The organism is Streptomyces sp. NPDC043746, assembly GCF_056436485.1.
This window is the reverse complement of record NZ_JBWKCM010000017.1, coordinates 1-22,027: the sequence shown is the minus strand read 5'-3', so window position 1 is coordinate 22,027 and position 22,027 is coordinate 1. Positions and strand designations below refer to the sequence as shown.

The 22,027-nt window shown below is 71.9% G+C and carries 19 protein-coding genes; 15 read left to right on the top strand and 4 right to left on the bottom strand.

All coding sequences use genetic code 11. The annotated features are described in order from the left end of the window. Nucleotides 1-111: 111 nt before the first annotated feature. From ectB to AC0682_RS19260, 4 genes are all read right to left on the bottom strand, one after another. Nucleotides 112-1,380, bottom strand: coding sequence for a diaminobutyrate--2-oxoglutarate transaminase (gene ectB / locus AC0682_RS19275; RefSeq protein ID WP_478534112.1), 1,269 nt, complete (start codon nt 1,378-1,380; stop codon nt 112-114). 97 nt (nt 1,381-1,477) lie between these two features. After that, a complete protein-coding gene (locus AC0682_RS19270; RefSeq protein ID WP_478534110.1) occupies nt 1,478-2,485 on the bottom strand; it encodes a LuxR C-terminal-related transcriptional regulator in 1,008 nt (335 codons plus the stop codon). Beyond that, a complete protein-coding gene (locus AC0682_RS19265; RefSeq protein ID WP_478534108.1) occupies nt 2,482-2,676 on the bottom strand; it encodes a hypothetical protein in 195 nt (64 codons plus the stop codon). Before AC0682_RS19265 ends, AC0682_RS19270 begins: the two co-directional genes overlap by 4 nt. Before the next feature lie 199 nt (nt 2,677-2,875). Beyond that, entirely contained in the window at nt 2,876-3,142 is a 267-nt protein-coding gene (locus AC0682_RS19260) for a hypothetical protein (RefSeq protein ID WP_478534106.1), read from the bottom strand. 200 nt (nt 3,143-3,342) lie between these two features. Here AC0682_RS19260 and AC0682_RS19255 point away from each other — a divergent pair, with 200 nt between their 5' ends. The 15 genes from AC0682_RS19255 to AC0682_RS19185 all read left to right on the top strand — a co-directional run bounded on the left by AC0682_RS19255 (nt 3,343) and on the right by AC0682_RS19185 (nt 21,926). Further along, nucleotides 3,343-4,251 (top strand): helix-turn-helix transcriptional regulator, encoded by a 909-nt coding sequence (locus AC0682_RS19255; RefSeq protein ID WP_478534104.1) that lies wholly within the window; start codon nt 3,343-3,345, stop codon nt 4,249-4,251. Between the two features lie 235 nt (nt 4,252-4,486). Beyond that, nucleotides 4,487-4,831, top strand: a complete 345-nt coding sequence (locus AC0682_RS19250; RefSeq protein WP_478534102.1) for a hypothetical protein — start codon at nt 4,487-4,489, stop codon at nt 4,829-4,831. A gap of 117 nt (nt 4,832-4,948) precedes the next feature. After that, entirely contained in the window at nt 4,949-6,301 is a 1,353-nt protein-coding gene (locus tag AC0682_RS19245; RefSeq protein ID WP_478534100.1) for a SidA/IucD/PvdA family monooxygenase, read from the top strand. A gap of 29 nt (nt 6,302-6,330) precedes the next feature. Beyond that, complete coding sequence (locus AC0682_RS19240) at nt 6,331-7,656, top strand: SidA/IucD/PvdA family monooxygenase (RefSeq protein WP_478534098.1); 1,326 nt, start codon at nt 6,331-6,333, stop codon at nt 7,654-7,656. Between the two features lie 40 nt (nt 7,657-7,696). Beyond that, complete coding sequence (locus tag AC0682_RS19235) at nt 7,697-8,116, top strand: cupin domain-containing protein (protein ID WP_478534096.1); 420 nt, start codon at nt 7,697-7,699, stop codon at nt 8,114-8,116. Beyond that, the gene (locus AC0682_RS19230; RefSeq protein ID WP_478534094.1) at nt 8,113-9,321 is read left to right on the top strand and encodes an NAD(P)/FAD-dependent oxidoreductase; all 1,209 of its coding nucleotides are present in this window, start codon (nt 8,113-8,115) and stop codon (nt 9,319-9,321) included. Before AC0682_RS19235 ends, AC0682_RS19230 begins: the two co-directional genes overlap by 4 nt. Next, nucleotides 9,308-10,009 carry a serine O-acetyltransferase EpsC gene (epsC, locus tag AC0682_RS19225; protein WP_478534092.1) on the top strand — a complete coding sequence of 234 codons (702 nt, stop codon included), beginning with the start codon at nt 9,308-9,310 and terminating at the stop codon, nt 10,007-10,009. The genes AC0682_RS19230 and epsC overlap by 14 nt, the downstream gene beginning before the upstream one ends. Beyond that, nucleotides 10,006-11,661, top strand: a complete 1,656-nt coding sequence (locus AC0682_RS19220) for a methionine--tRNA ligase (protein ID WP_478534090.1) — start codon at nt 10,006-10,008, stop codon at nt 11,659-11,661. The genes epsC and AC0682_RS19220 overlap by 4 nt, the downstream gene beginning before the upstream one ends. Before the next feature lie 2 nt (nt 11,662-11,663). Next, the gene (locus AC0682_RS19215; protein ID WP_478534088.1) at nt 11,664-13,199 is read left to right on the top strand and encodes a rhodanese-like domain-containing protein; all 1,536 of its coding nucleotides are present in this window, start codon (nt 11,664-11,666) and stop codon (nt 13,197-13,199) included. A gap of 160 nt (nt 13,200-13,359) precedes the next feature. After that, nucleotides 13,360-13,482, top strand: a complete 123-nt coding sequence (locus AC0682_RS19210; RefSeq protein WP_478534086.1) for a hypothetical protein — start codon at nt 13,360-13,362, stop codon at nt 13,480-13,482. A 138-nt stretch (nt 13,483-13,620) separates the two neighbouring features. After that, the gene (locus tag AC0682_RS19205) at nt 13,621-14,814 is read left to right on the top strand and encodes a flavin-containing monooxygenase (protein WP_478534084.1); all 1,194 of its coding nucleotides are present in this window, start codon (nt 13,621-13,623) and stop codon (nt 14,812-14,814) included. Between the two features lie 1,554 nt (nt 14,815-16,368). Continuing rightward, nucleotides 16,369-16,668, top strand: a complete 300-nt coding sequence (locus AC0682_RS19200; protein WP_478534082.1) for a hypothetical protein — start codon at nt 16,369-16,371, stop codon at nt 16,666-16,668. A gap of 1 nt (nt 16,669) precedes the next feature. Continuing rightward, nucleotides 16,670-17,437, top strand: a complete 768-nt coding sequence (locus AC0682_RS19195) for a bestrophin-like domain (protein WP_478534080.1) — start codon at nt 16,670-16,672, stop codon at nt 17,435-17,437. Between the two features lie 134 nt (nt 17,438-17,571). Beyond that, nucleotides 17,572-19,611, top strand: a complete 2,040-nt coding sequence (locus AC0682_RS19190; RefSeq protein WP_478534245.1) for a flavin monoamine oxidase family protein — start codon at nt 17,572-17,574, stop codon at nt 19,609-19,611. A 767-nt stretch (nt 19,612-20,378) separates the two neighbouring features. Continuing rightward, nucleotides 20,379-21,926: a M28 family peptidase gene (locus tag AC0682_RS19185; protein WP_478534078.1), complete on the top strand. Its 1,548-nt coding sequence runs from the start codon at nt 20,379-20,381 to the stop codon at nt 21,924-21,926. The last annotated feature ends 101 nt before the right edge of the window (nt 21,927-22,027 follow it).

Here is a 22,027-nt window from a genome sequence, read left to right as displayed (position 1 = left end):
CCTCTTGCGTGAGGCCCCCCCCACTCGAACCGAACGTATCCCGACCCGGGAACCCCCCCCCCCCCCCCCCCCTCCCCCCCCCCCCCCCCCCACTGCTGCGGGCGGGGGTGCTCAGGCCGTCTCCCGGACGGCGCGCGCGAGGGTCTCCAGCCCCTCGGTCAGCTCGTCCGCGCTGACGGTCAGGGGCGGCAGGAGCTTGACCACCTCGCTCCGCGGGCCGGACGTCTCGATGAGCAGACCGAGGTCGAAGGCGCGCCGGGCGACGCGGGTCGCCCGCTTCTCGTCGTGGAACCCGATCCCCCGGACCAGACCGCGGCCGCGCACATCGGCGACCTCGGCCGGATGGCGCTCGGCGATCTCGAACAGCGCCGACGCGGCCTGCTGGCCGCGGAGCCGGACCTGCTTCTCGAACCGGTCGTCGGCCCAGTAGGTCTCCAGGGCGGCGGCGGCGGTGACGAAGGCGGGGTTGTTGCCGCGGAAGGTGCCGTTGTGCTCGCCGGGCTCCCACAGGTCGAGCTCTTCGCGGAAGAGCGTCAGCGCCATGGGCAGGCCGTAGCCGCTGATCGACTTCGACACCGTCACGATGTCCGGTGTGATGCCCGCGTCCTCGAAGGAGAAGAACGCTCCGGTACGGCCGCAGCCCATCTGGATGTCGTCGACGATGAGCAGCATGTCCTGCCGCGCGCAGAGGGCGGCGAGTTCGCGCAGCCACTCGGCGCGGGCGACGTTGACACCGCCCTCCCCCTGCACCGTCTCGACGATGACGGCGGCGGGCCGGTCGAACCCGGAGCCGGAGTCGTCCAGCAGGCTCTCGAACCACAGGAAGTCCGGTGCCCGGCCGCGCAGGTAGTTGTCGAACGGCATCGGTGTCCCGTGCACCAGCGGCACACCGGCGCCGGCCCGCTTGAAGGCGTTGCCGGTGACCGCGAGGGAGCCGAGCGACATACCGTGGAAGGCGTTGGTGAACGACACGACCGGCTCGCGGCCCTTGACCTTGCGGGCCAGTTTCAGCGCCGCCTCCACCGCGTTGGTGCCGGTCGGCCCGGTGAACATGACCTTGTACGGCAGATCGCGCGGTCTCAGGAGTACGTCGCGGAAGGTCTCCAGGAAGGTGCGTTTGGCCTCGGTGGCCATGTCGAGGCCGTGGACGACGCCGTCACGCTCCAGGTAGTCGATCAACGCCCGCTTGAGCACCGGGTTGTTGTGCCCGTAGTTCAGCGAGCCGGCACCGGCGAAGAAGTCGAGGTAGGCGCGGCCGCCCTCGTCGTACAGGTACGAACCCCGCGCACGCGCGAACAGGGTCGGCCAGCCACGGCAGTAGCCGCGCACCTCCGACTCCAGGCTCTCGAAGACACTGAGATCGGACTGGGTCAGGTTCACAGCACTCCTGAAAGGGGAAGAGCGCCCCGGAGGGGGCGCGGAAGCAGGGAAAGAGGCGGCCGGAACGGGTCGGGGGCGGGGACGCCACCGGGCCCGCTCAGAGCCACTCCGCGGTCGCGGCCCGTACACCGGCCTGGAACCGGCTGCGCGCCCCGAGCCGGGTCATCAGCTGCGCGCTGATCCGGCGTACGGTCCGCAGCGAGACACCCATCCGCCGTGCGACGGTCGCGTCCGTGGAGCCGTCGGCGAGCTGGCGCAGCAACTCCCGTTCCGTGGAGGTGAGTCCGCGGTCGTCGACCTCGTGCTCGAAGCCGAGCTTCTCGGAGCCGGCCCAGTAGCCTTCGAACAGCGCGCAGAGGCCGGCCACGGTGCCCCTGTGGTGGATCACCACGGCACCGGCCCCGAGGTCCGCCGGGTCGTGCGGCAGGATCGCCGCCCTGCCGTCGAAGATCATCATTTCCAGGGGTAGCACCGGAGCCGTGCGTACCTGGGCGCCCGCGGCGGCGATCCGTCCGGCGGCCGCGCACTGCTCAGGACGGTTGCGGATGCTGCTCAGATGGAGCCGGCGCAGGGTCAGCCCGCGTGACAGTGCCGCGCCGGCCTCGTTCTCGGTGAGCCCGGCGACGATTCCCGCGGACCGGTCGGGAGCCAGGACGCATATGCTCTCCTCGGCGGCCGTCGTGAATTCCAGGACGCGGACCGCCACCGCGCCGGCCCCCCGCACCCTTTCCATTTCCACACCGGCTCCACGGCCCGCGAGGGACTCGTGCACCGATATCAGTTCGGCGACGTCGGCTTCGAGCCGCTCGATCTCCGCCTGCGCCCGCGGGATCCGCTCGCGGCGGCGGGCGAGCGCCGCCGTGAGTCCGGCCTCGGGGCTGACGGGGCGGATCTCCTCGCCGGGCGCGGCGCCCGGGCCGTCGCCGGGGAAGGAGCGGACCAGGACGGAATCGGCCAGTACGGCGAGGGCCGTGTCGACCCGGTCCAGCGGCAGCCCGAGCCGGAGCGCGAGCTCGTCACGGGTGCAACTGCCCAGGTCGAGCGTGGCGTGGTAGATCCGGATCGCTTCCTCGTCGATACCGAGGGGGTTCAGGCGACCGGTCAACTCTGCCACCCGTTGTCGGCGTGGAGGGTGGCGGATCGGGGCGCGGCCGCCGTAACGGACTGCCATCCGTTGTCCGCCTGGGTTTTCTGACCCTTTTCCGCGACACTGCCGAATGCCTCGTTCACCCCCACTCCCGTGAAGGTGAGGAAACCGAGGACCACAACGGAGAAAACGCCGGAGGCGAAACGCATTTCATTCTCCCTGGAGGGGCTGCCACGCGCAGCGGTTCTGTGACGAGTGGAAATCCGGCATTCCCATGCTTGCGGAGCGCCGGGCGATACACTCAATAATTCACAGCACTGCCTGCGGAGTCATGCGTTCCGGCTGACACAAAAGTGCGTGACACTTTTACGCCCGCCCCGGGCGACGGCCCACGGCGGGGCGCCGCCCTCACGGCTCCAGGCGCCAGTCCGCCGGTTTCGCCGCACACTGCACGGCCGCCGAGGCGACGGCCCGCAGCCCCGCGGGCACCCGCTCCGCTTGCGAGGAGCGGCAGAAGACCACCCCGAGCACTCCGCGACGGGTGGCATACACCCGGCTGTGCTCGGCCCAGGGCGCGCGCGCGAACCCCTCCTCCGCGGCCGCGGCGAGCCGCCGCGCCTCCTCGGGGTCCACCCGGGGCGTGGGCCCATTGAGGCGGAAGGTGACGAGATCCATGCGTCCTATCCCATCCCAGAACGGCTGCCGCCGGAAGTCAGAATATGGACACCCAGTTGCACTGGCAGCAAGCTGCCGCAAAAATCCAGCCGGGAAATCTGCACGGAAAACCAGGGGGGCTATCCATGCTTACTGCCTTCGGGCTGACGCCAGACTCGGACATTCTGTATCGAACCATGCTGTCAGCGCCGGATCTAGGGGTGACGAGTCTGGCGGAACACCTTGGCTGGAACGAGGACCGGGTCAAGAACGCACTCGACCAGCTGGCCGATCTGGCCCTCCTCGACTTCACCCACACGACCGGGGACAGGCCGCATGTCGTGAGCCCGCGGCTGGCCTTCGACGCGCTGCACGCCCGTGAGCAGGCCGAAGTGGCCCGGCGCCAGGAGGAGTTGGCCGCGAGCAGAGCGGCCGCGGCCAAGCTCATCGCCGAGTATTCCATGAACAGCCCCGAACCCGAGGAGCACTCCGTCGAGCGGCTGTTCGGGGTCGAGGCGGTCCGGCTGCGGATCGCGGAGCTGGCCGCGAAGGCGCGGCGGGAGACCTGCACCTTCGCCCCGGGCGGGGGGCAGACACCGGAGAACCGCGCGGCCAGCCGTGCCGTCTCCGAGCAGCTGGCCGCCCGCGGGGTGCTCACGCGCACGGTCTATCTGGACAGCCTGCGCAACGACCCGGCGAGCATCGAGTACGGCGAATGGCACGTCTCGCAGCACAACCAGATCCGTATCGTGCCGTCACTGCCCATGCGGATGTACATCGTCGACACCGAGGTCGCACTCGTGCCGCTCGACCCCCAGAACAGCTCCAAGGGGGCCGCTGTCATCCGCGAGCCGGGCGCCGTGGCCGGATTCCACGCGCTGTTCGAGTCGGTCTGGGGGACGGCCGTGCCGTTCGGCGCGGCACCGCGTCGGCGGCTGGACGACCCCGGTTCCCAGTACCGGGACCTGTTGCGGCTCCTCGCCCAGGGCGCGACGGACGAGGCGGCGGCCCGCAAGCTCGGCATCTCGCTGCGCACCGAGCGCCGGCTGATCTCCGACCTGATGGAGCAGCTCGACGCCCGCAGCCGCTTCCAGCTGGGGCAGCGGGCCATGGAACACGGCATGCTCTGAAGGTTCCGCGGCCCCCGCACGGCCGCGGAACAGCGGGCGCGGCACGCTCATGCCAGGGGGAATTAGTGCCGCCGGTCATACGGTGACAGCGTCGTCCCGGCCCGCAAGACTCGTCCCTGCCGCCTTCCGCACGAGAATTCGCGCATCGAGGAAAGACACGACAGCGGCAGAAATCGAGGTCCGCATGAGCGCGTCCCCCCGGACGTGGTCCAGCGGATTTTCCGGACTCCTTGGCGTGGATGAATTCGGCAGGCTCGTTCCGGAATCCGCCTGGCACTGGCAATCCGATGCCACAGCCCGTCGCTGGTCCTTCTCCATCAGGCCCGACCTGTGCGCTCCCGGCACCGGCGGCAGGATCACCGCCCACAGCTTCGAGACGCTGTGGCGGGTGGTCGCCGCCCGGCCGCGGGCCGGCGGGCTGCCGGCGGCCCAGTGCCGCGCGGTCGACTCCTGGAAACTCGTCGTCCTGCTCGACGAGCCCGATCCCGAACTGCCCCATCGGATAAGCCGGTCCGGCCTCGCGATGGACATCGTCCACCTCGACGGCGGCTGCCGGCCGGGCCCGCCCGGCACTCCGTGAACCCTTCGCCCGGCGCGGCACCGCACGCTCCCTCGACATGCTTCCCGCCACACACCGGTGCCCGCGCCGTGGGCCTTCCCGCGTCCGGGCGCCCGTACAACGTCTCAGGAGACCAGCATGCTTGCTCAGGCCCATGTCAACGATGTGCTCGGCATCGGATTCGGCCCCGCCAACCTCGCCCTGGCCATCGCCCTCGAGGAGAAGCACCCGCAGCTGACGGCCCGCTTCCTGGAGTCGCGGCAGCGCCCCGAGTGGCAGCCCGGCATGCTGCTCGACGGCTCCGACATCCAGAACCACCCCAGCCGCGACCTGGTCACTCTGCGCAATCCGCGCAGCCGCTACACCTTCCTCAACTACCTTTACGAACAGGGCAGGTTGCTGCGTCATCTCAACCTGCCCAGCGAGTTCCCGCTGCGCAAGGAGTACGCCGGCTACATACGCTGGGCCGCCCGGTTCTTCTCCCACCAGGTCGACTGCGGCCGACGCGCGGAGCACGTACGCGTGGTGGAGCTCGACGGCGAGCGGCTCTACGAGGTGACCACCGACGACGGCGGCCGCCACCTGGGCCGTACGCTCGTGCTGGCACCGGGCCGCACCCCCCATGTCCCGGCGCCGTACGACACCGCGCTCGGCTCCCGCGTCTTCCACCTCACCCAGTACCTGCCGCGGCTGGCCGAGCTGACCTCCGAGGGCCGCACCCCCGAGGCGGTCGCCGTGATCGGCGGAAGCCAGAGCGCCGTCGAACTCGCCCTCGACCTGCACCGCCGCTTCCCGCGCACGCGGGTCGTCACCTACAGCCGCGCCCACTCGCTGCGGCTCAAGGACACCAGCCCGTTCAGCGAGGAGGGGTACTTCCCCGAGTTCACCGACTACTACTTCAACGCCTCGCCCCGGAGCCGCCGCGCCCTCGACGCGTACATGCAGCCCACCAACTACTCCTCGGCCGACGGCGATGTGCTGCGCGACCTCTACCTGACGATCTACGAACAGGAACTCGACGGCGACCAGAGGGTGTTCGTCCGGGGCAACCACCAGGCCACCGCCGTCGAGGTGGCCGACGACCGGGTGAACCTGCGCTTCCAGGAGCTGCACACCGGTGAACTGATCGATGACACCGTCGACTTCGCCGTCCTCGCCACCGGGTTCCGCAACATGGGTCCCGGCCCGCACGAGGAGCTGTGCCCGCCGCTGATCGCGCCCCTCGTCGGCTCCTTCGGGACCGAGGAGGACGGTCGGCTGGAGGTCGGCCACGACTACGCGCTCACCCCGCGCGCCGGTGCGGACGCGCTGCCGCCGCTGTTCCTGAACGGACTGTGCGAATCGAGCCACGGCATCGGCGACGCCGGTTCGTTCAGCCTGCTCTCCCTGCGCGCCGGGGCGCTGAGCGAGGCGCTCGCCGCCCGGCTGGGCCGCTCCGCCGAGCCGGCCCTGCCCGCCGGCGGGGCACCGGCTCCCGCCCTGGCGCTCTGACCCGCCCGCCACTGACGAAGGGAACCACCGTGCAGATCAACGACGTCGTGGTGGCCGGCTTCGGCCCCTCGGGAATAGCTCTCGCGGCCGCTGTCGAGGACCACGATGACGCCCGGCCGGGCGAACCCGCGCTGCGTGCCGCGTATCTGGAGCGCGCCGGCACCTCCGCCTGGCAGCCCAACCAGGTGCTGCCGGGCACCGACATCCAGCACCACTTCCTGCGCGATCTGGCCACTCCGCGCGACCCCCGGTCCCGCTTCACCTTCCCGAACTTCCTGCTGCAGAGCGGGCGTTTCTACCCGTTCACGCTCCTGGGCGGCTATGTCAGCCGCCTGGAGTGGTCCCAGTACGTGCAGTGGGCGGCCGAGCAGGTCCGCCAGGGCGTCGAGTACCACCGCGAAGTGGTGCGCGTCGAGCCGGTCGTGGACGGCGACGGCACGGTCCGCACGGCGCGCGTGATCAGCCGCGACCCGCGCGACGGCCAGAGCTACGAACACCTGGGCCGCAATGTGGTCCTGGCCACCGGGCACCGCCCGCACGTCCCCGAGGTCTTCCGGGAGTCGCTCGGCGAACGGGTCTTCCACGCCGGCGAGTTCCTGCCCCGGACGGCGGCTCTGCTCGACCGGGGCGCGGGCCCGAAGCGGTTCGCCGTGATCGGCGCGGGCCAGACCGCGGGCGAGATCGTGCTGCACCTGCTCGCCGACGCACCGGGCGCCGAGGTCCACTCGCTGGTGCGGCACGGCGGCTTCAGGATGTACGAGCTCGGGCACTTCAGCAACGAGGTCTACTTCCCCGAGTCGACCGACTACTTCTACGGCCTGGGGGGCGAGGCCCGCAGGCGTGCGCTGGACCAGGCCCGCGCCACCAACTACTCGGCGGTGGACCCCGATGTGTCCACCGCCCTCTACCAGGCCGCGTACCAGGACAGGCTGTCCGGCACGAACCGCCTGCGCATGCACCGGCGTACCGATGTCACCGGTGTGGAGGTGTCCGGCGACACCGTTCGCCTCGACACCACCGAGGTGTTCACCGGTGCGGCCGGAGCGGTGGAGGTGGACGCCGTGATCCTGTGCACCGGATACGACGAGCCGACCCTGCCGGAGCAGCTGGAGCCGTTCGCCCCGTACCTGGTCCACGACGAGGACGGGCTCCCGGCCGTGACGCGCGCCTACGGCGCCGAGACCGACGAGCGCTGCGAGGTCGGCATCTACCTGGACGGCATGACGGAGTGGCGGCACGGCATCGCCAGCGCCACCTCCTTCAGCCAGATGGCCGACAAGGCCGACACCGTCCACCGCGATCTGCGCCGCGTCCTCGGCCACCAGCGCCGCGCCGGACAGCTCGTCGACGCCTGACGACCACCTGACGCACGGAACGCCATGAGAGGAACCACCCATGCACGTATTCACCACCGCCCCCGAGGACATGACGTTCGAGGAGGCCTACAACGTCAGCGGGCGGCGCATCTTCCCCTGGGACGAGGCCGTCAAGGAGCCTTTCTGGGGCGGCGCGTGGGTCGACGTGGCCCCCGGCCAGACCTCCACGCCGCACTCCCACGACGAGAACGAGATGTTCTTCGTCGTGGAGGGCAGCGGGATCATGCGCCAGGGCGACGAGAAGCGTCGTGTGAGCGCCGGTGACACCGTCTTCATCACGCCGCACCTCGATCACGACCTGACCAACGACGGGGAGGGCCGTCTCCGTTTCGTGAGCATCTGGTGGAACGGCACCGAGGCGATCGCCCGTGAACGCGCCTACTGGGCAGCCCGGTTCGGAATCGACGACACGGCGGGCGCCACCGGGGCCGGCCAGTGAGCCGCGGCACCGTACCGGGCGCCGATGCCGTGATCGTCGGTGGCGGGGTGATCGGCGCGGCCATCGCCTACCACCTCGCCCGGATCGGGGTCGGCCGCGTGGTCCTGTGCGACCAGGGCCGTACCGCCGCGCAGGGCGCCACCTCGCGCTCGGGAGGTCTGCTCAGGCTGCACCACACGACCGGCCCCGACACTCTCCTGACCGCCCGCAGCATGCCGGTCTTCGAGCAGTGGGCCGAGGTGATCGGCGGTGACTGCGGCTACCGGCGCACCGGCTTCCTGATGCTGGTGGGCGAGCAGCACACCGACGCCCTGCTGCACAACAGCACGGTCGCGTCCGAGGCCGCCGGCCACCGCCGGGTCGAGGTCATCGACCCGGCCGAGGTGCGCGCCCTGTACCCGGGGCTCGGTACGGACGGCATCGGGGCCGCGGCGTACGAACCGGAGGGCGGCTACGCGGACCCCGCCGCGACCGCGAACGCCCTGTTCACGGCGGCCCGACGGCTGGGTGTGAGCCCTTCCGAGGGGGTGCGCGCCGAAAGCGTGGTGGAACACCGCGGCACCGTCACCGGCGTCCAGACCTCGATCGGTCTGATCGAGTCCCCCCTGGTGATTCTGGCCAGCGGCGCCTGGGGCTCGGCGCCCGCCGCCCATCTGGGCGTCCAGATCCCGGTCACGGCACGGCGGATCGGCCTGGCCCAGGCCTCACTGCCCGGCGTGGGCCGGCGCGGCTCCCCGGTGTCCGTGCCGACCTGCATCGACGACACCACGGGCAGCTACTTCCGGCCCGACGGCCTCGACCGGTTCTTCTTCGGGGTGCCCAGCAGTCCGGATGTGCAGCTCGACCACGACGTGTCCCCGCTGACCCCGAACGAGGTGGACGCCGCCGTCGCGGCCGTCTCGCGCCGGGTGCCGGCCCTGGCGGGCGCGCCCCTGGTGGGCACCCGCTCGGGGCTGGACGGCTACACCCCGGACAGGCGCCCCGTCGTCGGCCCGGCCGGGCCGGAGGGGCTCTACCTCGCGATGGGGTTCAGCGGCGGGGGCTTCAAACTGGCGCCCGCCGTCGCCGAGCTGGCGGCCAGGGAGATCACCGAGGGCGGCGCCGTCATCGGAAAGGCGTCGCAGGAACTGCTCGAACCGTATCGCCCGCAGCGGTTCCTCAACGGCCGCCCCATCGTCCCGGAGTCGCCGTATGACCACATGTGACACCGAGGCGGCGGGACGCTCACCGGACGACGGGAAACCGCCCGCCGGGGAGCGGCGGGCGATCCTCGCGGTGCTGCGCGAGGATCTGGAGACGGTGCGGGCCAAGGACCCCGCCGCGCGCAGCAAGCGCGAGGCCCTGCTCTACCCGCACATCCACGCCCTGTGGACGTACCGGGTCTCCCACCGTCTGTGGCTGCGCGGCCGCCGGGTCACGGCCCGCGCCCTGTCCATGCTCGCGCGGTCCGTCAGCGGTATCGAGATCCACCCGGGCGCGGTCATCGGGCGCCGTTTCTTCATCGACCACGGCACGGCCGTGGTGATCGGCGAGACCGTGCGGATCGGCGACGACGTGATGCTCTACCACCAGGTCACGCTCGGCTCGGTCGGCTGGTGGAAGGACCTGCGCCGCCCGGCGGGCTCGCGCAGGCACCCGGTAATCGGGAACGGCGTGACCGTCGGCACCGGGGCGAGCGTCCTCGGTCCGATCACCGTGGGCGACGACACCCGCATCGGCGCGCACTCCGTGGTCCTGGACGACCTGCCGCCCGGCTCCCGGGTCTCGGCGGCCGTGTCGCGCGTGCAGGAACCGGCGTACGCGCGGACGGTCCCGGAAGCCCCGGAGCCGGAACCGCCCCGTGCGCACCACGCCCCCGCCCTCCCCGTACCCGAAGGAAGCACCGCCCCATGAGCACCTACATCGTCACCAGCGCCCCGCCCAACCCCAACGGCGATCTGCATCTGGGCCATCTGTCGGGGCCGTTCCTCGGCGCCGACGTCCTCTCCCGCCATCTTCGCCAGCGTGGCCACGAGGTGCGCTACGTCGGCTACTCCGACGAGCACTCCTGCTACGTCCCGCGCCGCGCGGCCGAGATCGGCTCCACCGCGTACGAGACGGCGCTGACGTTCGGGTCCAGGATGGAGGAGACCCTCTCGCTGGGCGCGATGCGCCACGACTGGTTCACCCGCCCGCTGACCGACGCCGGGCACACCGAGATCGTGCAGCGCTTCTTCACATCTCTGTGGGAGCAGGGCAAGCTGGAGGTCCACGAGCTGCCGGTCTTCTACTGCACGGAGTGCGCACGCCATCTGTACGAGGCCGAGGTCCGCGGCGAGTGCCAGTTCTGCGGCGACCCCTCCGACGGCGTCTACTGCGAGGCCTGCGGTCTGCCGCAGGAACCCGCCGGTCTCGCGGCCCCGCGCTGCACCTCCTGCCTGCAGGAGCCGGAACTGCGCACGCTGGAGCGGATCTGCTTCCCCCTGGAGACCTACCGTCGGCAGCTCCTGGACTACTACGAGCGCGCCCAGGCCCGCGCCGAGTGGCGCCCGCGGCTGCGTGCCTACCTCCGCACCCTGTTCGACCGCGAGCTGCCGGTCACCCCCGTCAGCCGGCTCGCGGACTACGGCATCCCCGTGCCGCTCGCCGACTGGGACGGGCACATCCTGGACACCTGGTTCAGCGGGATCTTCGGATATGTCGCGGCCACGGCCCGTCTGACCGCGGCACAGGGGCAGCCGGAGCTGTGGGAGGAGCAGTGGACCGACCCGGCGACGAGGATCGTCAACTTCATCGGCTTCGACTGCTCCTTCTCGCACGCGGTCCTGTGGCCCGCGCTGCTCATGGCGCAGGGTGAACTCACGCCGCCGAGCCAGGTCGTGACCAACGAGTTCTACCGCCTGGAGGGGCAGAAGTTCTCCACCAGCCGCGATCACGCCGTGTGGGGAGGGGAGTTCCTGCGCCGGGTCCCCGCCGACGCGCTCCGCTTCCACCTGTGCCTGACCGGGCCCGAGCGGGAGCAGACCAACTTCGCGGCCAAGGAGTTCGCCGACACCGTCGGGACGGTCCTGGTCGAGGGCGTGGAGCAGTGGGCGCGGACGGCCCTCACCCTCCTCTCCGAGAGCTTCGGCGCGGTGGTGCCGGAGACCGGGCAGCACGCGGGGCCGCTCACCGAGGTCCTTGCCGGGCTGCCCGACGGGATCGCCACGGCGCTGGCCGCCGAGTCGTTCTCCCCGCAGGCCGCCGCGGCGTCGCTGGCCGGGGCCGTCGACACCGCCGTCGGCGACCTGCCCGAGCTGCGGCGTCTGCGCGACGACTCCGGTCGCGCGCCGGACCGTGCGGCGTACGCCCAGCGCCTGGTCACCCATCTGGAGGCGCTCGCCCTGGTGACGTCGCTCGCGGCGCCGCTGATGCCGAACTGGTCGGCCTTCCTCGCCAAGCAGCTGGGCGTCCCGGTGGACCCCGGGACGCGTATGCCGCGGTGGCCGAACCCCGACGAGGGCCCGCTGGTCCCGCAGGGCCGTCACCTTGCGGCCGAACTCCCGGTCTTCTTTCACCAGTTGTGAAGGTGACCCGGTCGGTCCTGGGCGCCGGCACCCTGCTCGTACCGGCGGCGCTCGGCTCGGCACCGGGCAGTGCGCCCGCCTCCCTGCTCCTGGCCGCGGCCCTGTGCCTCTGGTGCCTGCTGCTCGCCGGGGCGGGAGGCACCGAGGAGGGCCCCGCCTCGTTCGTCGCACGGCGGCTCGGGCCCCGTGCGGCCCGCGCGGTGCAGAGCCTGTACTTCGGCGGCTTCGCCGTCGGCCAGGCGGCGGTCGCGGCGGCGGCGGGCGAGTTCGCCGCCGGCGGCGGGGAAGCACGGGTGCTGTCGTTCGCGGTCCTCGCCGTGGCGGCGGTCGCCGCCACGGCCGGGGCGACGCTCCCCCGCCGGGCGCAGGGCGTCCGTCTCGCCGCGGTGCTCGTCCTCGTGGCGTTCTGGTGGTCGGGCCTCCTCGCCCTCCCCCCGTCCGCCCCCGCCCCGCTGTACGCGCTCCTCCTGCCGCTGCTCTTCGCCTGGGTCGGCCTGGAGGGGGCGGTGGCGGGGCGAGGGGCCGCGCGGCGGACCGGCCGGAGCGGTGCCGTGTCCGTACCGCTGCGCACAGCCGGCGCCCTGGTGCCGGCCGCCGCGCTGTACGCGGTGCTCCTGGCGCACACCCCGCCCCAGGGCCGCGGGTCCGCCGCCGTCGGCTGGGTGGCCGCGGCCCTGCTCACCACGTACTGCCTGACCAACCTCCGTTCGGCCGGTGACCGTTGGCCTGCCGTCTCGCCGGGCGGGGACCCCCGTCGCGGGACGGCGCTCGCCTCGGTTGCCGCCCTGGCGGTCCTCGTCCTGGCCGCGGCCACCGATGCCGATGTGGCTATGCTGCTCATCGGACCGGGAGCGGCGACGGCGGCGATCTACACGGTCCTGACGGTGGCGGCGATCCGCCGCACCGCTCCGGTACCCGCACCCCTTCCCGTACCGGCCCCGCCCCCCAGGCCCCACGGCAGGCGGCGCACCCCGCCGCCCCTGGACCGGCCCCCCCGCACACCATCTCCCGTACATCCTCGTCCCCTTGTCGAAGGAGCTCTCATGTCCGTCACCGAAACGCCCACGTCCGCCCCCGTCTCCAAGGTCGGCCGCGTCCCTGCCGCCGCCCCCGCCGACGCGGCCGCGCACTTCTACCGCCGGGCCACCTTCGAGGCCGATGTCGCCGATGTGCACGCGGACATCGAGGCCGGCGCGAACGACTTCGTCCTGATCGACTCGCGCGGCCAGGAGGCCTGGGACCAGGGGCACATCCCGGGCGCCCTCCACCTCCCCACGGACGAGATCGCGACGCGCGCCGCCGACCTGGTCGACAGCGGCGCCCTGGTCGTCACGTACTGCTGGGGCCCCGGCTGCAACGGAGCCACCCGCGCGGCCCACGCGTTCGCCACGGCCGGTTACTCGGTGAAGGAGATGCTCGGCGGCTTCGAGTACTGGTCCCGCGAGGGCTTCCCGGTCGAGGACGCCACCGGCACCCGCCGGTCCGCGCCGGACCCGCTGACGGCCCCCACGACGGACGGCGCCGCCTGCGGCTGCTGACCGGACCGGCCCGACTCCCTTCCCCCCGCCGTTCCCCGCCGTTCCCTCACCCGGTGGCTCTCGCGCCGAAGCGCCCCACGCCGGACACTTGAGCCCGGCGCCGGGTCACTGACGTCCGGCGCCGGGCGCTTGGAGGCACACCTCTCGGAGGGGGACACACATGCGGGACGGCCATCGGGCGGAGGCCATCAGGCTGTTGGCGCGCGCCGTCCTGTTCGCCATGCTCCGCGACGGCACCTCCCACGAATCCCGGACACCGAAGGACGTCGAGCTCGCCGCCTAACCCCAACACCCCGAACCACACCAAACCCGACAGGGGCACCTTGACGAAGGACCTAGAGGCACCCCCCGTGATCAATCCGCAATCGATTTCCCCCTTGACCGAGACCCATCAACAGAGCGGGCGATTACGCTCCGAACCATGCCCGACAGCCCGTCCCCCACCGGCCATACCGACGCCATCGCCCTCACCGACCGCACGGACGACCGCCCCGTCTACGTCATCGGCGGCGGACCCGGCGGTCTCGCCACCGCCGCCGCGCTCCGCGCCCGGGGCGTACGGGCGGTGGTCCTGGAGAAGGCGGACCGGATCGGCGCCTCCTGGCGCGGCCACTACGACCGGCTGCATCTGCACACCACGCGCCGCTGGTCGGCGCTGCCGGGACTGAAGATGCCGCGGAAGTTCGGGCGGTGGGTGGGCCGGGACGACCTGGTGCGGTATCTGGAGAGGTACACCGAGCACCACGAGCTGGAAGTGGTGACCGGCGTCGAGGTGACCCGGATCGACCCGCATCCCGACGGCTCGGGCGACTGGCAGCTGACCGCCACCGGCGGCCGGGCCCTGCGGGGCCGGGCGGTCGTCGTCGCCACCGGCTTCAACCACACTCCGCGCATCCCGCGGTGGCCGGGGCGGGACACGTTCACCGGCGAGCTGCTGCACGCGGCGGAGTACCGCGACCCCACCCCGTACGCGGCCAAGGACGTCCTGGTGGTCGGCATCGGCAACACGGGGGCCGAGATCGCGGCGGACCTGGCGGAGGGCGGGGCGGCCCGGGTGCGGATCGCGGTGCGCACGGCCCCGCACATCGTGCGCCGCTCCACAGCGGGGTGGCCCGCCCAGGCGACCGGCATCCTGGTCCGCCGGCTGCCGGTGCGGGTGGTGGACAGGGCGGGTTCCCTGCTGGCCCGGGTCGCGGTGCCGGACCTGTCGGCGCAGGGGCTGCCGCGCCCGGAGAAGGGGCTGTACTCGCGGGTCCGCGAGGGCGCGATCCCGGTGCAGGACGTGGGGCTGATCGACGCCGTGAGGAACGGCCGGGTGGTTCCGGTGGCGACCGTCGCCTCCTTCGACAAGGACGCGGTGGTGCTGGCCGACGGCACCCGGATCACCCCGGACGCGGTGATCGCGGCGACCGGATACAGCCGGGCCCTGGAGCCGCTGCTCGGCCACCTGGACGTGCTGGACGGGCGGGGGCGGCCGGTCGTCCACGGCGCCCGCACCCCGAAGCAGGCCCCGGGCCTCTACTTCACCGGTTTCACCAACCCGATCAGCGGGATGCTCCGCGAGCTGGCCCTGGACGCCGAGAGGATCGCCAAGCGGGTGGCGCGGACACACTGAGGTCGGGGCGGGCCGGGGCCCACTGAAGGAAGGACAGCGGGTACGCGCACGCGTCGGCCTTCCCTCGACGAGCCGCGGCCGGGCCGGGCCACCAGCCGGACGGCTGCCGCGGTCGGGCTGGGGCGCTCCGGATCCCGCTCTGTCGGGCGTCGTTGACGAGGCGTCCGAGCAAGCGAGCCGTGGACTCGACCTCCTGCTCGATGGCGGTGGAGCAGCCGATGCGGCCGGTGCGGTGGCCGGGTTCCCGGTGCAGGCAGCGGGCCAGGCCCCGGCAGACGGGATGGCGGCGCCGGGCCGGCGTTCTTGGACGCGGCCGCCGCCACGAACGGCCTTGATGCCCTCTCCGCGCGGAGGCACAGCACCGACCGGACAGCAGCGCTGTCGGGGACTCGATCACCTTTGAGAAAACCTCACTGCGCCGCCCGAGAAACGGCCTGTGTGCCGCCCGTGTGGCGAATTCCCAGGATGATCCCTTGATCGCACAATGAGTGCGTGAGATTCGGTCGCAAGCTGTCTGGTGTCATACGGGCGATGGCGTTGTCCGGCGTCGCGGTGTGCCTGCTCGGTTCGGTGCCGATGGGAGGTACCAACAGGGACGCACTCAGAATCGCAGTTTCCACCAACAGCGTTAGCACTCCGGGAGTTCAAGTCCGGGAGCGGCAGAAGCTGATTCGCGTATATCAACTGCGGAATCTGGCGGAGTACGGGCTTCGGAATGTCGAGGTGCGCGATGCCCAGGTCGCCGGCGGGACCGTCCGGTGCCCCCGGGCTTCCCTGAAGCCGCTGGGCACGATGACGTGCCGCGCGACGGTGGTCGCTCTGGCGGGCCGTCACATCGGTCAGGTCACGGCAACGGGGGTCGCGGCAAGGAAGGAGTACGGCCGCGCCCAGGCCGCCGCCTCTGCGGGGTACGACGCCCACTCGGCTGCGTTGGCCCTGCACCGTTCCGCGTCGCAGAAGCGTCTCTTCTACCGTGTGGCGTACAGCGGTCCCGCCGGGCTGGAGAACCTGCGGCTACAGGACCCGCTGTTGCGCGAGGCCGGTCCGCTGAAGTGCTCGTCGGGCGCGGGCCTGCCCAGCCGCTTGCCGGCCGGCGGGGATGTCGAGTGCTGGGCCACGGCTCCGGACCGCCCTGGTCGTCACGCATCCGTGGCGCGGGCATCCGGTACGACGGCAGACCGGGCTGTTTCCGCAACGGGCTCGTTGCTGCCCCCGCTCGCGCTCGCTGCGAAGGCGGCGGCAGAGTACTCCGTGCCCAGCCCGCCAGCGGCGACTCGCCCGAATGGGCCGTCCCGACCCGCGGCCTCTCCCCGCGCCACACCCCGCGCCACACCCCGGGCCGAATCCTCGGCGACTCGCCCGGCCGGGCCGTCCCGGCCCACAGCCCCTCCCGGTGCCGCACCACCCCTCGTCACACCTCTTCCGGGCGCCCCACCCCTCGCCTTGACGGTCCCCGGTCCCGGGCCTGGCGGTGCGGACCCCCTGGACGGAGCGCTTCCCCCGGGCCCCCTGGCGCCGGCCGCCGTATCCGGAGCGGCTGCTGCCGGAGCAGGGGTGGCCGGTGAGTTCCTCGCGCCGCCGTCCCTTGCTGAGCCCGGGCAGGGACTCCCACCGGGAACGAGCCCTGACGGGCCGGTTCCCGGCGACCGCCCCGCCGCCACGGCGACCGCCTCCACCACCTCCCTCCCGCAGGGCGCGGCCCGGTCCGGCCTGCCGTCCCTGCAAACCGATGGCGGACTGGTGAACTCTCTGGACTGGGCGATCATGGCCTTCCTGATGGTCATCATTCCCGCTGTCCTGATGGCGGTGACTCTCGACTCACGCAGTTCGAAATCCCAGAAGAAGGGGAACTGACATGCTCGGCGCGGGTCTCTTGTACGCGTTTCTCGGTGCGGCGACGGCGTGCGGGCTGACGTGGGCGCTGTCCCGCAGCGAGGCTTCCAGGAAGGCGCATCTGGAAGCTCCCGCACTGAGTTTCGTGGGCAGTGCGACACTGGCGTTGTTCGTCCTGACAGCGGCTTTCCTGGTGGCGAGTTCCTGGCAGCAGCGCAACTCCGCCAGCGACCACACGTATCAGGAGGCCAGGAATCTGGAGGCGGCCTATGCCGATGCCCGTGGGCTGCCGCCGGAGGTCCGTTCACAGACCCGTGAGCAGCTGAGGACGTATGCACGGGAGGTCGCCGGGCCTGAATGGTCTCTCATGAGGAATCGGGAGATGAGTCAGCGGGCCGCCGGTGCGCTCGACGAGGCGCGTCTGCTCGTTGTGCACGCACAGACGGCGGACGATGAGCAGAAAGAGGCCAAGGAAGTGGTCAGGGCCGAGCTGGACAACGTGACCGTGGCCCGGAGCCAGCGGTCCAGTGACATGAGATGGTCCGTCCCGGTTCCGATTTTCTACGCCTTGATCTCCACGGCCGTGCTGGTTGTCCTGTTCCCCGCACTGGTCGGTATCAACGCCGGTCCGCGGCATATGCTGGTGATGGTTCTCCTCGGTACCGTCCTGGGATTCGCCGTGTACTTGGTGGCGGGCCTCCGGCACTCCTTCGCGCCACCTCTCGGCATCGAACCGGACGCATTCCGCCAGGCACTGGCGCGGTTCGATCAGCTCGACGCGGCCGGATAGCGTGTGCCGGTGTGAACGTCGGGAACTCTTGGCTGACCACCCGGCTCTGAGCCATTCGGGCCAAGTGTGCCCCTCGCATCAGTGTGGCCGACCAGTCACCGATTCGCACGTTGCATAGTGAGCCGGTGCGAGCCATTCGAACACCGAAGCCTGCCGAGCCGTCCCCGCAGCCCGGTTCCCTATCTCGGCGCGAATTCACCATCGGTTCCGCCGTGGGGGCGGCAGCCATCGTCGGCGCGTCCGTTCCGACAGCGGCCGCCGCCGGGACGAACGTGCTTCCAGCCGTGCCGGCAACCACGTCGTTGTCCCAGCGCTGCCTCCAGCTCGCGCACACGCTGTTGCTGCGCGGCCCTGACGGGCGGGACCTGGTTCCCGCCTACCGCCGGATCCTGGTGGGCGACGGCCTGCCCCGGACATCCGCGCCTCTGAAGAAGGTGCTGGTCGTGGGGGCAGGGCCGGCAGGACTGGTGACGGCGCTGCTGCTGAAGCGGGCGGGGCACACCGTCACGCTTCTGGAGGCCAACGGCAACCGTGCCGGCGGCAGGATCAAGACGTTCAGAGTCGGCGGCCACGAGGGGGCGGCGCAGCCGTTCGAGGACCCGCTCCAGTACGCCGAGGCCGGGGCCATGCGCATCCCGCAGAGCCACCCGTTGGTCATGGCCCTCATCGACCACTTGGGCCTGCAGCGGCAGAAGTTCCGCCTGGTCGACGAGGCCGCCGACGGGAGCCGCACCCAGCGGACCTGGATCCATGTCAACGGCCTGAGGGTCCGCCGGGCCGACTACACCCGCAACCCGCGGCAGGTGAATCGTTCCTTCGGCGTACCCCGGGCACTCTGGGACATTCCCTCCAGCAGGATCCTGGCCGAGGCCCTCGCCCCGATCCGGGACGAGATCAGCACGCGCACCCCCGACGGGCGTCGCGTGGACAAGCCGATCGAGGAGATGATCACCGGCTGGGCCCGCGTCATCCAGCGTTTCGGTGACTGGTCCATGTACCGCTTCCTGAGCGAGTTCGCCAAGCTGGACGACGCCACCATCGACCTGGTCGGCTGCCTGGACAACCTCACCTCACGGCTCCCGCTCTCCTTCGTCCACAGCTTCCTCGGAGCGGCCCTCATCAGCCCCGACACGACGTTCTGGGAGCTGCCCGGCGGTACCGCGCTACTTCCCGACGCCCTGCTGGCGGAGATCGGGGACTCCGTCCGCTTCGACCGCCGCGTCACCAGGATCGAGTACTGGGATCCGTCCCGACCTTCGACCGACACGTCCCATGTGAGCGCGGAAGGCCCTCATGTATGGGTGGACACCGTGTCGGAGGGGCGCGAAGGCATTCCGGTCCGCGAGCAGTTCACCGCGGACCTCGCCGTCATCACCGTCCCCTTCTCGGGCCTGCGACACGTCCAAGTCGCTCCCCTCATGTCGTACGGCAAGCGCCGGGCCATCACTGAACTCCACTACGACAGCGCGACGAAGGTCCTTCTCGAGTTCAGCCGCCGCTGGTGGGAGTTCAGCGAGCGCGACTGGAAACGGGAGCTCGCCACCATCGGCCCCGACCTCTACGACTCCTACCGCAGGGGACAGGCTCCCGCCGACGGCAGCCTGCTGGGCCGCCACGCATCCGTCACCGGCGAGCGACTGTCTCCCGGCCAGCGGATGCGCTACGCCGCCTACCGCTCCGCCAGTCGTGACCAGCCGGACGCGGTCGGCAGCCTCGGCGGAGGATCGGTCAGCGACAATCCCAACCGGTTCACCTTCAACCCCTCCCACCCGGTGCCCGGCAGCAAGGGAGGAGTCGTACTCGCCTCCTACACCTGGGCGGACGATGCCAGGCGGTGGGACGCCTTCGACGGCGACGCCCGCTACCCCCACGCTCTGTGCGGGCTTCAGGAAATCTACGGCCAGCGCATCGAGGTCTTCTACACCGGAGCCGGACAGACACAGAGCTGGGCGCGCGACCCCTACGCGTACGGCGAGGCGGCCGTCCTCCTGCCCGGCCAGCACACCGAAGTGTTTCACGACATCGCCACCCCCGAAGGCCCCCTCCGCTTCGCCGGCGACCACACGTCCCTCAAGTCCGCCTGGATCGAGGGGGCCTTGGAGTCCGCGGTCCGCGCCGCCCTCGAGGTCCACACCGCGCAGGTTGAAGACCGAGCCGAGACACCACGGCGGTGAGGTGCGCGGTCTCGACGGCACCGTCGAGGTCGGCCCGCCGCCGTGTTGGGCGTCCCCCCGCTCCACGCTGTACGGGCACCTCGACGAGGCGACCGTCCCCCGCCGGTCCGAGAAGACCGTGCGAGGCGGCCCGCTGGGTCAGCCTGGGGCATCGTCCGGTGCTCGGCGTGTCCGCGGCCGCAGGTGTGGCAGAACGAGCGGTCCGGCACGGTTCCGGCGTCCGGGCGAATCCAGAGTGAGGCGTCCGCCGCCAGGACCAGCCGGCCGTCCGCGGCCCGGGGCAGCGGTACTCCGGCCAGGACCGCCGCGGCCGGGCGATGTCCACCCGGCCGCGGTTGCGACCGGCGTGGAAGGCGCCGCGGTCCCGGCGGTGCTCGGGCGCCGGGGCGATGTCGACCAGCGGCCGCACCGGCCCGTCGGTGCACAGCACCGCGTCGGCCGGCTCGAACAGCGCATCCGCGCGGGCGGTCGGGCAGGCGGAGAAGTCGGCTTGGAACCGCGACGACACGGCCGGGGGCTCGACGCCGACGAGCACGTGTTCCCAACGCCGGCACCGGACCCGGACGGTCGCTTGCCAGGAGGAGACTTCGCGTCTCTCTGCGGCACCCGGCGTAGATCAAGGACACGCAGGAGTGACTACGGCGGCATGATGACAACTGTGTGACTCAGGAACCGAGTTGCGCCCCAGCTGTTCCCAGGCGGACGGGGAGATCGCTAGCTTCCCCTCACATCGCCCGCTCAACTCGTGAGCACCGGGAAGGACATCTGTGAGCGCCTCCGTTCGAAGATCCGTCGCCGCCCTCGCCTCCGCCGCCCTCGTCGCCCCGCTCCTGCTGGCCTCGGCCTCGCCCGTTTCCGCGCACCGGGACCGGGCGGCCCAGGACGCCGCCGCCCTCTCGCGGACCCTGGTGCGGGACGCGTCCGCCGCGAGCGCCCGCAGCCATCTCGCGGCCCTGCAGGCGTCAGCCCGGGTGGCGGGTGGCCACCGGGTCGCCGGATCGCCCGGGCACGACATCTCCGCCGCCTATGTGCACACCCTGCTCAAGGCGGCCGGGTACGACGTGTCGTACCAGACGTTCGACTTCGTCTACACGGAGACGCTGGCCGAGAAGCTGTCGGTCCTCTCCCCCACCCCGTTCGACGCCGAGATCAAGGCGCTCACCTACACCACCTCGACCCCGGTCGGCGGGATCACCGCCGAGCTGGCCGCCGTACCGGTCGACGAGGACGGCACCACCGGCTGCGAGCCCGGCGACTACGCGGCGGGCGCGTTCACCGGCAGGATCGCGCTGATCAAGCGCGGTGGCTGCACCTTCGGCGCCAAGCAGGAGCAGGCCGCGGCTGCGGGGGCGGTCGGGGCCGTCATCTACAACAACATCGACGCCGGCTACGGCCCGCTCTCCGGCACCCTCGGCGGCCCCGGCGACGGGAGGATCCCCACCGCCGGGATGAGCAAGCCCGACGGCGACCGGCTGGCCGCGGACCTCGCCCAGGGGCCGGTGACCATCTCCTTCGAAGTACGCCAGCTCCAGGAGACCCGTACGACACGGAACGTCATCGCGCAGACGCGGGGCGGCGATCCGGCCAACACCGTGCTCGTCGGAGCCCACTTGGACGCGGTGAAGGCGGGACCGGGCATCAACGACAACGGCTCCGGCTCGGCCGGGCTGCTGGACGTCGCGCTGAAGCTGGCCAAGAAGGAGAAGCAGCCGCGCAACAAGGTGCGGTTCGCCTGGTGGTCGGCGGCGGAGAGCGGTCTGTTCGGCTCCGCGCACTACGTGGGCGCCCTGACGCCGGTGGAGCGGCAACGGATCAAGCTCTACCTGAACTTCGAGATCATCGCCTCGCCCAACTACGGCCTGTTCGTCTTCGACGGCGACAACTCCGACGGCCTCAACTTCCCCGAGGGCCCGCCCGGTTCCGCGCAGATCGAGCGGGACATCACCACGTTCCTGGCCGACCGCGGCCTCCCGACGGCCGGGACGCCCTTCATCGGCCGCTCGGACTACCACCCCTTCGTCCTGGCGGGCATCCCCTCCGGCGGTACGACCACGGGCGCCGAGGCGATCAAGTCGCCCGAGGAGGCGGCGAAGTGGGGCGGCCGGGCGGGGGTCGCGTTCGACCCGAACTACCACGCGGCCGGGGACACGCTGGGGAACATCAGCATGAAGGCGTTCGACATCAACATCGACGTCATCGCGCACGCGGTGGGCGCGTACGCGCACGACCTGGGCGAGCTGGGGAACCCGCGCCCGGCGGCGGGCCGGCAGCAGGCACCCGCGTACGCGACGGGTACGGGTACGAGCACGAGGTGACCGGACAGGGTGCGGGGGGGGGGGGGGGGGGGGGGGGGGGGGGGGGGGGGGGGGGGGGGGGGGGGGGGGGGGGGGGGGGGGGGGGGGGGGGGGGGGGGGGG